Annotated in this window: 11 protein-coding genes; 4 read left to right on the top strand and 7 right to left on the bottom strand. The window is 67.6% G+C overall.

Features of this window, described 5'->3' with window-relative positions:
- Positions 1-70 precede the first annotated feature (70 nt).
- Both LI337_RS00150 and lonB read right to left on the bottom strand, forming a co-directional pair.
- Positions 71-487 carry a secondary thiamine-phosphate synthase enzyme YjbQ gene (locus tag LI337_RS00150; RefSeq protein WP_227227683.1) on the bottom strand — a complete coding sequence of 139 codons (417 nt, stop codon included), beginning with the start codon at positions 485-487 and terminating at the stop codon, positions 71-73.
- Between the two features lie 42 nt (positions 488-529).
- Positions 530-2,770, bottom strand: a complete 2,241-nt coding sequence (gene lonB / locus LI337_RS00155) for an ATP-dependent protease LonB (RefSeq protein WP_227227684.1) — start codon at positions 2,768-2,770, stop codon at positions 530-532.
- A gap of 185 nt (positions 2,771-2,955) precedes the next feature.
- On the opposite strand from lonB, the gene LI337_RS00160 reads away from it, so the two are divergent.
- Both LI337_RS00160 and LI337_RS00165 read left to right on the top strand, forming a co-directional pair.
- Positions 2,956-3,315, top strand: coding sequence for a hypothetical protein (locus LI337_RS00160; protein ID WP_227227685.1), 360 nt, complete (start codon positions 2,956-2,958; stop codon positions 3,313-3,315).
- Between the two features lie 87 nt (positions 3,316-3,402).
- Positions 3,403-4,191, top strand: coding sequence for a DUF8054 domain-containing protein (locus tag LI337_RS00165; protein WP_227227686.1), 789 nt, complete (start codon positions 3,403-3,405; stop codon positions 4,189-4,191).
- A gap of 205 nt (positions 4,192-4,396) precedes the next feature.
- On the opposite strand, the gene LI337_RS00170 is transcribed toward LI337_RS00165, so the two are convergent.
- Both LI337_RS00170 and LI337_RS00175 read right to left on the bottom strand, forming a co-directional pair.
- Positions 4,397-5,455, bottom strand: coding sequence for a DUF7544 domain-containing protein (locus LI337_RS00170; protein WP_227227687.1), 1,059 nt, complete (start codon positions 5,453-5,455; stop codon positions 4,397-4,399).
- A gap of 177 nt (positions 5,456-5,632) precedes the next feature.
- Positions 5,633-6,973, bottom strand: coding sequence for a S8 family peptidase (locus LI337_RS00175; protein WP_303645182.1), 1,341 nt, complete (start codon positions 6,971-6,973; stop codon positions 5,633-5,635).
- Positions 6,974-7,485: 512 nt separating this feature from the next.
- Here LI337_RS00175 and cysS point away from each other — a divergent pair.
- Positions 7,486-8,976, top strand: coding sequence for a cysteine--tRNA ligase (gene cysS, locus LI337_RS00180; protein ID WP_227227688.1), 1,491 nt, complete (start codon positions 7,486-7,488; stop codon positions 8,974-8,976).
- A 628-nt stretch (positions 8,977-9,604) separates the two neighbouring features.
- On the opposite strand, the gene LI337_RS00185 is transcribed toward cysS, so the two are convergent.
- Both LI337_RS00185 and LI337_RS00190 read right to left on the bottom strand, forming a co-directional pair.
- Positions 9,605-10,426, bottom strand: coding sequence for a cytochrome b family protein (locus LI337_RS00185; protein ID WP_227227689.1), 822 nt, complete (start codon positions 10,424-10,426; stop codon positions 9,605-9,607).
- 134 nt (positions 10,427-10,560) lie between these two features.
- Positions 10,561-11,097, bottom strand: coding sequence for a hypothetical protein (locus tag LI337_RS00190; protein WP_227227690.1), 537 nt, complete (start codon positions 11,095-11,097; stop codon positions 10,561-10,563).
- Positions 11,098-11,257: 160 nt separating this feature from the next.
- Between LI337_RS00190 and LI337_RS00195 the strand changes: the two genes are divergently transcribed.
- Positions 11,258-11,620, top strand: coding sequence for a group I truncated hemoglobin (locus LI337_RS00195; protein WP_227227691.1), 363 nt, complete (start codon positions 11,258-11,260; stop codon positions 11,618-11,620).
- A gap of 123 nt (positions 11,621-11,743) precedes the next feature.
- Here the strand turns inward: LI337_RS00195 and LI337_RS00200 are convergent, their stop codons facing one another.
- On the bottom strand, positions 11,744-13,075 hold the full coding sequence (locus LI337_RS00200) for an adenylosuccinate synthase (RefSeq protein WP_227227692.1): 1,332 nt from the start codon (positions 13,073-13,075) through the stop codon (positions 11,744-11,746).
- Positions 13,076-13,283 lie beyond the last annotated feature (208 nt).

Consider the following 13,283-nt stretch of genomic DNA (forward strand, 5'->3'; position numbering starts at 1 on the left):
TTCATGCTTGGTCCAGTGTGGCACACGGCGCTGTCCCCCGGTCCCTCTCTGCTCCCTCTCGTCGCCACGCTCACAGCGCCGGCGTCACCACCACCTCCACCGTCCGACGCCGAGGGCCGTCACACTCCACGAGTTGGATCAACTGCCAGCGACCGAGCGCCAGTTCGCCCTCTCGCACCGGCACCGACACCGACTCGCCGAGCAGGGTCGCCCGGAGGTGTGAGTCGGCGTTGTCGTCGATCTCGTCGTGCGCGTAGCCGTCCCGATCCGGCACCAGATCGCACAGGAACGTCTCGACGTCGCCGAGCAGACGCGACTCGGGTTCCTGCACGATCACACCGGCGGTCGTGTGCTGGACGAAGACGGTACAGAGCGCCGCGTCGGGTGTCTTCTCGGTGGTCGGGAGCATCTCGTCGACCGTCGCCGCCACGCGGTCGGTCACGTCCACACAGGTCAGTCGGTCGTCGGTCTCGACGGTGAACTGCATGGCTCGGCGTACACGTCGATACTAAAAGTCGTTCAGGGAGCGCTACTGCGGTGCGGGACTCCGGCCGCCGGAGCCGACGCCGGTGCCGGGCGACTCGCGGTCGCCGACGGCGTCGGGGGACTTGCGGCCGCCGAGCGTCAGGTGACGCAGGCGGTCCACGAAGCCGTCCTTCTCGGGTTCGCCGACGAGCGCCACGTCCAGCACTTCCGAGATGTGCGAGACGGGGACGATGTCGATCATCTCGGCGAACTCGTCTTCGATCATCACGTCCTGCTCGTTGGCACGGGGGATGATGACCGTCTTCAGGCCGGCCTTCGCGGCGGCTTCGATCTTGTAGGTCACGCCGCCGACCGGGAGCACGTCGCCCCGAACGGAGAGTGACCCGGTCATCGCGACGCGCTGGTCGACCGGCGCGTCCTCCAGTGCGGAGATGACGGCGGTGGCGACCGTGACGGACGCGGAGTCGCCGTCGACGCCGGCCTGCCCGGCCTGGACGAACTGGATGTGCACGTCCATCTCGCCGAGGTTCTCGTCGGAGAACTTCTTGATGATCGCGGAGACGTTCTGGACCGACTCCTCGGCCATCTCCTTCAGGAGACCGGTGGCGATCACGTCGCCGGGTCCCTGCGATGGCGTCACCTCGGCCATGACGGGCATGACGATCCCGGAGTCCTGCCCCATGACCGCGAGGCCGTTGACCCGACCGACGATACCGCCCTCGCGGACGGTGAGGTCGTAGTCCTTCCGGCGCTCGATGTAGTCGTCGGCCAGTTGCTGTTCGATGGACCGCGACCGGCGCTTGGCCTGCAGGACGTGGTCGCGGGTCGTGAACGGCGATCCCTCGCCGCGGGCGATGTCGCCCGCGACGCGCACCAGGCCGCCGAGGTTCCGGAACTCCAGCGTCAGGTGGCCCTTCCGCCCGGCACGCCGCCGGGCTTCGAGGACCACTTCCTCGATCGCCTCGGTCGTGAACGCCGGGAGGCGACCGTCGTTGGCGACCTCCTGGGCGACGAAGCGGGCGTACTTCCGGCGCATGTCCGGCGTGTCCTCGATGGTGTCGTCCATGTACACCTCGTAGCCGTAGCCCTTGATGCGGCTTCTGAGCGCAGGGTGCATGTTCTCCATCGCGTCGAGGTTCCCGGCCGCGATCATGATGAAGTCGGTCGGGACCGGTTCCGTCTGGACCATCGCGCCCGAGGAACGCTCGGACTGGCCGGTGATCGAGAACTCCCCTTCCTGGATCGCCGTCATCAGGTGCTGCTGGGACCGGATGTCGAGGGTGTTGATCTCGTCGACGAACAGGACACCCTTGTTCGCCTTGTGGATGGCACCGGGTTCCACGCGGTCGTGGCTCGGCGTCTCCATCCCGCCGGACTGGTAGGGGTCGTGTCGCACGTCACCCAGCAGTGCGCCGGCGTGGGCACCCGTCGCATCTTGGAACGGCGCGGAGGTGCGGTCGGCGTTGTTCACCAGCAGGTTCGGGATCATCGCCGAGGAACTGCGGTTGCCGCTGCGGAAGATGAAGTAGACGATCACCGCCGCGATGATGCCGAGCAGGAGTTCACCCGCGATGAGCAGGGCGTAGCCCAGCACGACGGCGATGACGATCCACATCAGGAAGGTGCGGGTCTGGTTGCGCTTGCGGGCCTCCTCGCGGTGGGCGGCGACGATCTGTTCGCCCTTCCCGGCCGGCACGGTCCGGATCTTCGGGTTGTTGCCGTCGTCGGGGTTGTGGTACGCGAGGACGTCCTGTAGCTCTTCTTTCGGGAGGAGTTCGGACATCGCCTTCGCCAGCATCGACTTGCCGGTCCCCGGCGACCCGATCATCATGACGTGCCGGCGCTGTTTCGCGGCCTTCATGATCACGTCGCGAGCGTGTTCCTGCCCGATGACCTGGTCGACGAGTCGCTCCGGCACCTCGATGTCGTCGGTCGAGTCGATGGCGAGGCCGCCCAGCAGGGTGTCCTCGTCGCCGATCTCGGTCCCCTCGGTCGTCTCCACGGCGACGTCCGAGCCGAGTGCGTCGATGTCGAGTTCCTCGGCGTCGGCTTCCGTCCGGGTGTCGAGTTCCTCGGCGTCTGTCTCGACTTCGGCGTCGTCGGACTCGGACACCTCGCTCTCGTGAGTGGAGTCGCCCGATACCGTTCGGTCGTCACCGACCTCGTGGCCGCCCGCGCCGTCGGTCGGCGGGTCGCTGTTCGCTCCGGTGGTCGGAGTCTCCTGTTTGCTGTCGGGGGCCGCCACCTCGTCGTGGCGCTCCCGAGCGTCGTGATCGTCTGTCATCGCTTGGAGTCGAATCTGCGGTGTCCGATACACCGACTGAGAATCGTTTACGTCCGATAAGACGGTCGCTGAGCAGATATACTTTCTCCAGTCTCGCGCGTGCGACGCGCCGGCGAGTGTGCCACACCCGGTCGTCCGGTAGTCGGGTTCGGTAGCTTCTCGGACCCGCGCCGTGAGGTGTCGGTATGTACCTCTCACACGCCGTCAGGACGATCAGAGACGACCCGATGGCCGAGGAGTCGGTCGATCTCGTCGTCACGCTCGAAGCCGACACCGAACTGTCGGAGACGTTCGACGACGAGGTCACGGCCATCGGCGGCGAGGTGGTCGCCGACCTCCAGTTCTCGGCGGTGCACGTCAGACTCCCGGAGACCGCCGTCGCGGACCTGTGTGCCCTCGACGGCATCGACCGGATCGAGACCGCCGAGACGCTCCGCCTCGTCGGCGACGAGGCGACAGAACCGGCGTCGGACACCGAGCGGCCAGCGACCGACGAGAGGGAGACCGACACGACGCGACCTACGGACCGAAACCGCGAGCAGTGACCGCAGTTCGGCACGTACAGTTCCACGAGACGGACGCACGTGGTAACACCCGACAGCTATTTGTTCCGTTGCAAGCTCTCTGCGAATATGAGTACCAGAGACGAGTCGTTCCTGGACCGGTTCCGTCAACCGGAGTACACCGGTGAGAACCGGTGTCTGCCCTGTACCGCCACGAACACCGTCATCGCGGTGGTGCTGAGCGTCGGTGTGGGTGTCTTCTTCCCACCCGCCGGCGCCGCGGTCTTCGTCGCCTCGCTCGCCGCGATCTGGCTCCGCGGCTATCTCGTCCCCGGCACGCCCGAACTGACGAAACGGTACTTCCCCGACTGGCTGTTGGACCTGTTCGGCAAAGCGCCCCAACCGGGTCCCGAGATCGCCGAGACGGACCTCGACCCCGAGGAGACCCTGCTTGAACTCGACGCCATCGAGCCACACGAGAGCGACCTCCGGGCGACCCCCGAGTTCGCCGAGCAGTGGGACGCAGAGATCGAGACGGTGCGGAGGGACACCGAGACCCACGTGGCGAACCTGCTCGGACTCGACGAGGAGTCAGTCTCGCTGGAAGCGCGCGGGAACGCCTACGTGATCACGGACGACGACGTGGAGGTCGCCCGGTGGCCCTCGCGGGCGGCGCTACTGGCGGATCTCGCCGCCATCCCGGTGCTCCGAGAGCGTGCCGGCGACTGGGAGGAACTCGGTCGGGCCGAGCAGGGTCAACTGCTGGCCGGCCTCCGCGTCTTCCTCGACACCTGTCCGGACTGTGACGGCCCGCTCTCGTTCGGACAGGAGACCGTCGAGTCCTGCTGTCGGACCGCCGAGGTCATCACCTACGACTGTGACGACTGCGGTGCGCGCGTCATGGAAGTCCAGGAGTAGCGACTGCAGAGCGGTCGTTCTCCCTGGCTGTTCTCGTTCTCTCGCGCCGAAGTCGGTGTCGCGTCTTTCGACTCTGCGCCGGGGCAGACATCTGGTTCTCTCGGCCTCACGTCGAGGGAGGCACCCGGGTTGCTCGGCCTCACGTCGAGGGAGGCACCTGGGTTGCTCGGCCTCACGCCGAGGGAGGCACCCGGCTTGCTCGGCCTCACGCCGAGGTAGGCGTACTCCCGTCGCCGTCGTCGCCGTCGGCGTTCGCCGAGTCGTCCCACTCGTCGGGTCGGAGGTCGGCCAGCACGTCGAGGTCCGGTTCCACGTCGCCGAGGACGAACAGCGAGTAGTACCGGAAGTAGGTGATGACCGGCACCTGTATCACTGCCGAGACGGCGAGCGCCGCGAGCACGAACAGGAAGCCGACAGCGCCCAGCAGGAGCCAGCCGCCGATCCCGACCGTCCCGCCGCCGACTGCCGTGAGTGCCGCGAACACTACCCCGCCGATCAGCACGAACGGGATGGCGACGATCAACAGTGCCAGCGTGGCGACGATGCCGACGGCGATGCCTGCCGCGATCGAGAGCACGATCCGAGCGAGGACGTAGACGCCGATCTGTCGCCACTCGCGCCGGATCACGCCCCAGATTCGGCCCCACCCGGACAGCACACCCCGACTCTCGACGAACATCGCCGGGACGACCAGATCACGCGTGAGGAGGTCGATCAACGCGACCGTCAGCCCCGCCACCAGCGCGACGAGGATCAGCGGGAAGACGAGTAGCAAGACGCTCGCGTCGCCTGCCAGCCCACCGGTGACGAGCAGCGCGACGGGGATCAGGATCACCGCGAGGACGAGCAGACCCAGCACGAACCGGAACAGGAACAGGCTGAACCCGGCCCGGAGGTACCGACCGAACGGTTCTCGGAGTCTGATCTCCCGGTCGCGGAGTCCCTCCACGAGCACGAACTCCAGTACCGACCCGACGAACACCGAGACCAAGACGAACAGGAGTATCAGGCCAGCCACCACGGCGAAGATGGTGACGAACGTGCCGAAGTCCGGGATGTTGCCGGGGATTCCCGGCCCGCCGGGACCGCCGGGCGTGCCACCGCCGCCCCCGAAGTTCGTGCCGCCCTGGAAGCCGGAACCGGCTCCGCCGACGAAGAAGGCGATGACGGCGAGCCGGAGCCACCGCCCCGCGTCGAAGGGGAGCAGAATGTCGGTCGTCGCACGGCGAGCGTCGTCGAGGGCGTCGATAGCGGACCAAGCCATGGCTCGGCCTACGACGTTCTCCGACTTATAATTCGGTCCGCGCCGTGGTAGCGTGACGACCGGTCGCGTGACGAGCGTGACGACCGGTCGCGTGACGAGCGTGACGACCGGTCGCGTGGCGAGCGTGACGCTCCCCGGTGGCGCGCGGTCGAAAGAACCGCCGGATCGGTGGACGCGTTACTTCCGCAGCGCGGCGACCGGGTCGATGAAGCCGGCACCGTAGTAGGCCTTGTCGTAGCCCTCCGGGACCGACGCGGTGTTCTTCAGCGTCGCCTCGATCTGGTTCGGACTGGCGTCCGGGTTCGCGCTCACGAGGAGAGCGGCCGCGCCGGCGACCTGCGGACAGGCCATCGACGTGCCCGCCTTCCAGCCGTAAGAGCCGATCTGGTCGTCCGGGTCGGTCCCCTCCGGGGTGTCCGCCGGCACCGGATCGAACGTCGTCGAGAGCACGAGGTCGTTGAAGTACGGCACGCCCGTCCCGATGGCGTCGAGGTCGGCGTCGCCGCCGGGTGCGGCGACCGTGATCGCGTTCGTCCCGTAGTTCGTGTAGAAGGCGGGACTCTCCGGCGGCGCTTCGAGACCCTCGTCGCCCCACTGGAAGCCGATCGGTCCGGTCGCGGCGACCGAGAGGGCCTGTGCACCCTCGTTGGGTAGGCTGATGACGCCCCCGTCGTGCTGGAGGTCGGCACTGTCGTTGCCGGCCGCGATGACGAGGAGGGTTCCGTTGCTGTTGGCGTAGGTCATGATCTTGTTCAACTGGCCACCGTAGAAGGAGCCCTGTGCCTGACGCGGGATCGGGTACGCGCCCAGCGAGAGATTCGCCACGTCACAGCCGACCTGGACGCTGTGGTAGATTGCCGCGAAGATGGAGGCGAACGACGCACTCGGCCCGGAGAAGACCCGGCAGTCGACGATCTCTGCGGCGGGTGCGGTGCCGACGACGCCTTCCTCGTTCTGGTCGTTGGCGGCGATGGTCCCCGCGACGTGGGTGCCGTGGTCGTCGGCCAGCGGGCCGATCCCGTTGCCGTCGCCGGTGAAGTTCTCCGAGAGTTCGGCGTTGTACGCGTGTTCGAGGTCGGGGTGGGAGCCGAGCACACCGTCGTCGATGACGGCGACACGGGCACCCTCACCACGGCTGATCTCGTGGGCCTCGGGGATGTTCTGGGCCTGCTTGTCCCACTCCAGCGGATAGAGCGGTTCGTCGGTCGCGCTCTCGTAGTCCGCCTCCTGCACGGCGGGGCCGTCGTCCAGTGTGATCTCGACGTCCGGTGCGTAGCGCTGTCGTTTGACTTCCGACTGCAGCGCGGACTCCGACCCCTCGACGACCGCCATGTTCACGTCCGCGAGGTCGTAGACGACGGACAGACCGGCCGATTCGAGTGCCTCGGCGCTCGTCTTCTTTGTCTCGACGAGGAAACGATCCGTGCGCTCGGCCGCCGTGACCGTGGTTCCGACCGCGATGCCGCCCAGCACGCCACCGCTAAGCTTCATGAACGTCCGTCTGCTGTGTTGGGACATACCGTGTGCCAAGGAATGTGCAGGTATAATTGTTCCGAACTGTCCGATACGTTTAATCCAGTTTATCGAAACGGCTACGGGTGAGCGGGCTGTCGCTTTTGTTGTCGACCCCCGAATCAACAGTTCTTGCCGGGAAACCAACGTCGATCGCTCCGTCCGGAGTGACAGCGAAAGCCGTCACGGGCGGGTCTTCGAACGACGCGAGGAGATGACGAACGCCCTCGAAGTCGGGACCAGACCGGTCGGCGAGGTGCTGGTGGCCCGGATCGAGACGGTCGTGCTCTCGACGGCGCAGAGCGTGGACGACGCGTTCGATCCGATCCGGGTGAACCCGCAGTTCGGTCGGTTCCCGCTGTTCGAGGGGGCGACCGACGACGACCCCGACCTCGATCCGGAGTCGTTCGCCGGCCTCCTCGTCGGCCGGGGGTGTCCCCTCGCCGGTCGTCCGCGCGTCCGGTCGTTTCGACCACCTTCCGACGGATTGAAAGCCTCACCGCGTCTTCTCCCCGACGATGCCACTGTCCGTGACCAACACCCTGACGGGCGAACGCGAGGAGTTCGAGCCACGCGGCGACGAGGTACTGTTGTACGTCTGTGGGCTGACGGTCTCGGACGACCCGCACCTCGGACACGCCAGACTGTGGACCCACGCCGACGTGCTCCACCGGTGGCTGGACTACTCGGGCTACGACGTGCGCCACGTCGAGAACTTCACCGACGTCAACGAGAAGATCGTCGCCCGGATCGGCGAGGACGACTACGGCGAGACGGAGGAGGCGGTGGCGGCCCACTTCACCCGCGAGACCATCGAGAACATGCGCGGGCTGAACCTCCTACGTGCCGAGGTGTACCCGCGTGTCTCCGAGCACGTCCCGGAGATCGTCGCCCTGATCGAACGCCTGATCGAGAAGGGGTACGCCTACGAGGCGAACGGCTCGGTCTACTTCGACGTCTCGCAGTTCCCGGACTACGGCAAACTCTCGAACCAGCGCGTCGAGGACCTCGAATCACAGGGCGACCCCAGCGAGCGCTCGGAGAAGCGTAACCCCGCCGACTTCGCGCTGTGGAAGGCCGGCGCGGTCGCCCCCGAGACCATCGCGGAACACCGCCACGAGGGCCTGCCCGCGATGGACGAACCGGCCGGGCAGACGTGGGAGTCGCCGTGGAGCGAGGGCCGACCGGGCTGGCACATCGAGTGCTCGGCGATGTCGACGACGCATCTGGACGAGACGATCGACGTCCACGTCGGCGGACACGACCTCGTCTTCCCGCACCACGAGAACGAGATCGCCCAGTCGGAGGCCGCCACCGGCGAGCAGTTCGCCCGGTACTGGCTCCACACCGGCCTGCTTGAGACGAAAGGCGACAAGATGAGTTCGAGTCTCGGCAACTTCTTCACCGTCTCCGACGCCCTCGAAGCGTTCGGCCCGAACGTGATCCGGACGTTCTACGTCTCGACGGCCTACGACAGCGAACAGACCTTCTCGGAGGAGACCATCGCCGAGGCCGAGGAGCGCTGGGATCGCCTCTCTCGCGCCTACGACGCCGCCGTCTCCGCCTGCGACAGCGTGGAGGCTCGGACGAAAGTCGCGGACGACGACCTCCGCGAGGCGGTCGAACGGACTCGCGTCGACTTCGAGGACGCGATGAACGCGAACCTGAACGCCCGCGAGGCGACGACCGCACTGCTCGATCTGGCCTCGTCGGTCAACCGGCACGTCGAACGCGCCGAGGCGGCCTTCGGCGGGTACGACTACCGGGGCCTCCGCCGCGCGGTCGAGACCTTCGAGGACCTCGGTGGCGACGTCTTCGGGCTTCAGTTCGGCGACACCACGGGCGGCGAGGTGTCCATCGCGGACGACCTGATCGGACTGGTGCTCGACGTGCGCGAGCAGGAGCGCGAAGCGGGCAACTGGGACCGCGCGGACGCCCTGCGCGACGATCTGGAGGCACTCGGCGTCGAAGTCGAGGACGGCGACGACGGGCCGACATTCCGGTACTGAGACGAGGACGCCGGGCGCTTCTGACGGTCGGGACCTTCCCGACCCACCCCACCACACGCCTCTTACCGAATCAGTCCGCGACAGAGCGACACTCGATCCACGGGGATACGCCGCCGACACCACAGCCGAGTCGGGTAGTCCCGTTTAGGCCGGCCAAAAACCGAAGCGTTTTTGTGTTTTAGGTTGGCCAAAAAGAGATGTGCAGACGAGCGATTCGACACGGACGGCCGAGACGGCGGTCGGGGGGGACGTGGTCGCGTAGGCCGACCTCGCAGTCGCCCCCGAGGGTGGGACACCCTGACATCCTGCTTCGCCGGGCGGTCGAGGCCCGCCCGGCAGTCGGTCGGCCGAGTGACCGACCGACACCTGCCACGGCCCGACACCCGCCGTGGCACGGACCGACCGCCACACCCCGTGGGCATCACGGTCGGTCCACCCTTCTCGCGGACGGGACCACCCCGTCGTCGCGGACGCCGGTGAGGCGGCGTCCGGGTCACGGCGACGGCCGTCTCGACTGCACGGTTCGACGCTCGCTAGCGACGGCTGTGTCGCCTCGGGACGAGCGGAAAATCGGTGAGTCGTCACTATCGTGGCGGCCGGAGTCGGTCCCACGACCCTCGGCAGGCCACTACCGTGGCGGCCGGAGTCGGTAATACCGCCGGTTGAGGTCGTAGCTGTACCCCTCGCGCATCGTCCGCAGTAGGGCGTAGGTGACGATACCAGCGACGACCGGCACGAGGAACGTCAGGTCGAGCAGCAGGTTCGGGTCCATCGGGACGAGGTTCTTGATCGAGAGCACGCTGATGGTGAACGCGAAGACGACGCCCATCACACCGACTGCGGCCCAGAACGGCTGTTCGATCGGTCGGCGAGCCGACCCCTTGTTCAGGAACGGCACCACGGCGATGAAGCCGACGACGACCACGTTCGCCAGCACGCCGTACGTCCGGTCGGCCATCAGCTTCTCGCCGCCGAGGATCGCCAACTCGGGGTTGAGCGCTTCCAGCTTCAGGAGACCGAACGACCAGTAGAGATACCAGTCGGGCAGGATGATCGCCGGCGTGACGCTGGAGTTGGCCGGGTCGCCGATGTGCGGCGGCATCGTCGCCGAGAGAAAGAGGATCATCCCGGTGAAGAACGCCGCGATAGCACTGTTACGGACGATCTCGTGAGGCCACGTCGGGAAGCCGAGCACGTCACGCTCGACGTACGCCGACTCGGTGCGCAGTTGCTGGTCCTCGTATCTCGCCCGCTCGAAGTACTCGTAGGTCAACCGCGACAGGCCCACTCGGCGTGCCTTCCGGTCGTACCACGTCGGCGTCTCGTCGTCCGGCGGGACGATGCCGGTTCCGTCCGTCCGGAGGTCCTCTTCGGTCGGGACCGCGCCGTCGCTGCCGGTCGACTGCTCCCGGTCGTCGGCGGGCGTGCCCCCAGTCTCCGGTGAGGTCATGGTACTACTTCACACCCAGCGAGCATAACGGTGTCAGTCGTTTCTCCCGACGAGTCAGGACGGAATAGAACGCTGAGTGCGGCCGGCGAGCGCCGGGGATCGCTCTCCGAGCGAATTCCCCGTCGGCGTCCTCCTCAGGTCGTTCGCCCGGAGAGTGCTCTCACGACGTGGTCCGACAGCAGGAGAACCCACCCGGCAGTGAGTGTCGCCCCGACGAGGCTGGCCACGAGTCGGAGCACGACCGAGTGTCGGACCGCCGGGACCGCGTTCCCGACCGCGTAGGTCGCCAGCGTGACGACCGCCATCGGCCACCCGACGACCACCCCGGCGACGCGTGCCGGCACGTCGAGCCACTGCGGGAGGATGACGACACTCGACACCACGACGTAGGCGGCCAGCGCGAGGGTGACGCTCCCGGCGAGGAGACCGCTCCCGGTCGACAACGCCGGTGTCCACCGATCGGGCCCGCACACAGCCACCGCGACCGCGACGAGAGCGGCGACGACGACTGCCCCGAGAGCCAACACGACACCACGCAGAATCGCCCCGGCAGTCGGGTGATCGACCGCCGTGAGACCGACAGCGCGAACGACCAGCCAGCACAGCGGGTAGACGACGAGGAGGAAGGGAGCGACGAGTCGCCGCCGGGGCCGGGGGAGGGAAACTCGCATCGTGTCTCTCTCCCGGGTGGGACCACTTCGGTCTTGCCCGGGTCGGTCACCGACCGGGCCGGGAGGCCGACCCGAATCCGACGACCCGATCACGTCCCGATGACGGTATCGAATCGCGGTCGCCGAACGTTATTTCAACCCCGAGACAGTGACACACACTGTGACACGAGCGACGCTCTACGAACGACTCGGCGGGAGCGACGCCATCGAGGCGGTCGTCGACGAGTTCTACGACAGAGTACTGGCCGACGCGCAACTCGCGCCGTACTTCGAGGACGTGGACATGGCACGCCAACGCGCCCACCAGACGGCGTTCATCGCCGCCGTCACCGGTGGCCCGGCGGAGTACGACGGCGACGACATGCGCGAGGCACACGCACACCTCGACCTCTCGGAGTCGGACTTCGCGGCGGTCGCGGGCCACCTGGACGACGCGCTGGCCGAGTGCGGTGTCGACGACGGAGACCGCGAGACGGTCGTGGCGGAGGTCGCGAGCCTCGAACCGGCGATTCTCGGTCGGTGAATCGACAGACGGCGAGGAGACGAGCGTGTCCACTGCTCCAGCGGGCGACTGCCACGACGGCTCTGTGAGAAGCTTCGCAGGGGAGTGGACGGTGACGCGGCCGAACGCGGGCCGCTCGGCCACTCAGTGGTCGAACGGATTCGTCAGTTCGACCGTCTCCGCGCGGTCCGGCCCGACACCGACCGCGTAGACCGGCGCGTCGACCTCCTCGGCGACGTAGTCGAGGTACGTCTGTGCCGGGTCGGGGATGGCGTCGTAGCCGGCCTCGGCGACCTCGGTCCAGTTCACCTCGGGCCACGGCTCGAACTCCCGCAGAACCGGCTCACAGCGGTCCCACGCCTCGGTCGTCGCGGGCATCGTCTCCAGTCGCTCGCCGTCCAACTCGTAGGCGTGGCCGACCTTCACGGTGTCCAGTCCGGCCAGCACGTCGAGGTGGTTGACGCCGATGCCGGTGTAGCCGTTGGCTCTGCTGGCGTGGCGGAGCATCGGGAGGTCGAGCCACCCGATCCGGCGCGGCCGGCCGGTGACGGTGCCGAACTCGCCACCCTTCTCGCGGATGTCGCTCGCGAGTGCTTCCTCCGCCTCGTCGCCGTCCAGTTCGGTCGGCATCGGCCCCTCGCCGACTCGGGAGAGGTAGGCTTTCACGACGCCGACGACCTCACCCTGTCCGACCACGGTCGGCCCGACGCCGGACCCGGTCGCCGCGCCGCCGGCGGTGGGGTTCGAGGAGGTGACGTAGGGGTAGCTCCCGTGGTCGATGTCGATGAGCGTGCCCTGTGCGCCCTCGAACATGACGTTCTCGCCGGCCTGCCGCGTCTCGTAGAGGAAGTCGCCGCAGTTGACGACCATCCCCTCCTCGCGCAGGCGACGACCGAACTCGCTGAACTCCGCGTGGAGGGCGTCGATATCGCACTCCTCGCCTGCCTCCAGTCCGTAGACTTCCTCGATGATCGCTCGTTTCTGCGGGACCGCGTATGCAAGTCGCTCGCGGAGCACTTCGGGGTCCAGCAGGTCGCCGACCCGGACGCCGCGCCGGCCGGCCTTGTCCTCGTAGGTCGGGCCGATGCCGCGCCCGGTCGTGCCGACCTTCATGTCGGAGTCGGCCTTCGCCTCCTCCTCGATACCGTCGAGTCGGCGGTGGTACGGCATGATGACGTGGGCGCGTTCGGCGACGCGCACGTCGGGGTCGAGTCCCTGCTCGCGGAGGTCTTCGAGTTCGTCGAACAGCGTACGGGGGTTGACGACACAGCCGTTGCCGAGAATACCGATCTTGTCGCGGACTGCACCGCTCGGCACGAGCGAGAGTTTGTACTCGGTTCCGTCGCGGACGACGGTGTGGCCGGCGTTGTCGCCGCCCTGATACCGGACGACGACGTCGGCGTCCCCACCCCAGAGGTCGACGAGGGCACCCTTCCCCTCGTCGCCGAGTTGGGACCCGACGATGGTTACGGTCATACGCGCCGGTTCCGCCCCCCGGCCTAAACCCGTTACGGTCTTTCGAGCGAATCTACCCACTTTCGTGTACACTCTCGGTGGTGGGGGCGGTGAGATACGCACGTGTGTGGGAATCACGACTCGCTACCGACGACGCCCGAAGCGGGAACGCTGTCCGGCGGACAGTCGATCCGGATGCGGAGAGCGCCTCCGGAACAGTCCCGAGTCA

Source organism: Salinirubrum litoreum (assembly GCF_020567425.1).
Taxonomy (GTDB): Archaea; Halobacteriota; Halobacteria; order Halobacteriales; family Haloferacaceae; genus Salinirubrum; species Salinirubrum litoreum.

Coding starts and splice junctions, on each gene's coding strand:
- LI337_RS00190 (WP_227227690.1), bottom strand. CDS start 11,097: ATGCGAGTTTCCCTCCCCCGGCCCCGGCGGCGACTCGTCGCTCCCTTC.
- LI337_RS00165 (WP_227227686.1), top strand. CDS start 3,403: ATGAGTACCAGAGACGAGTCGTTCCTGGACCGGTTCCGTCAACCGGAG.
- LI337_RS00150 (WP_227227683.1), bottom strand. CDS start 487: ATGCAGTTCACCGTCGAGACCGACGACCGACTGACCTGTGTGGACGTG.
- cysS (WP_227227688.1), top strand. CDS start 7,486: ATGCCACTGTCCGTGACCAACACCCTGACGGGCGAACGCGAGGAGTTC.
- LI337_RS00200 (WP_227227692.1), bottom strand. CDS start 13,075: ATGACCGTAACCATCGTCGGGTCCCAACTCGGCGACGAGGGGAAGGGT.
- LI337_RS00160 (WP_227227685.1), top strand. CDS start 2,956: ATGTACCTCTCACACGCCGTCAGGACGATCAGAGACGACCCGATGGCC.
- LI337_RS00175 (WP_303645182.1), bottom strand. CDS start 6,973: ATGTCCCAACACAGCAGACGGACGTTCATGAAGCTTAGCGGTGGCGTG.
- LI337_RS00170 (WP_227227687.1), bottom strand. CDS start 5,455: ATGGCTTGGTCCGCTATCGACGCCCTCGACGACGCTCGCCGTGCGACG.
- lonB (WP_227227684.1), bottom strand. CDS start 2,770: ATGACAGACGATCACGACGCTCGGGAGCGCCACGACGAGGTGGCGGCC.
- LI337_RS00185 (WP_227227689.1), bottom strand. CDS start 10,426: ATGACCTCACCGGAGACTGGGGGCACGCCCGCCGACGACCGGGAGCAG.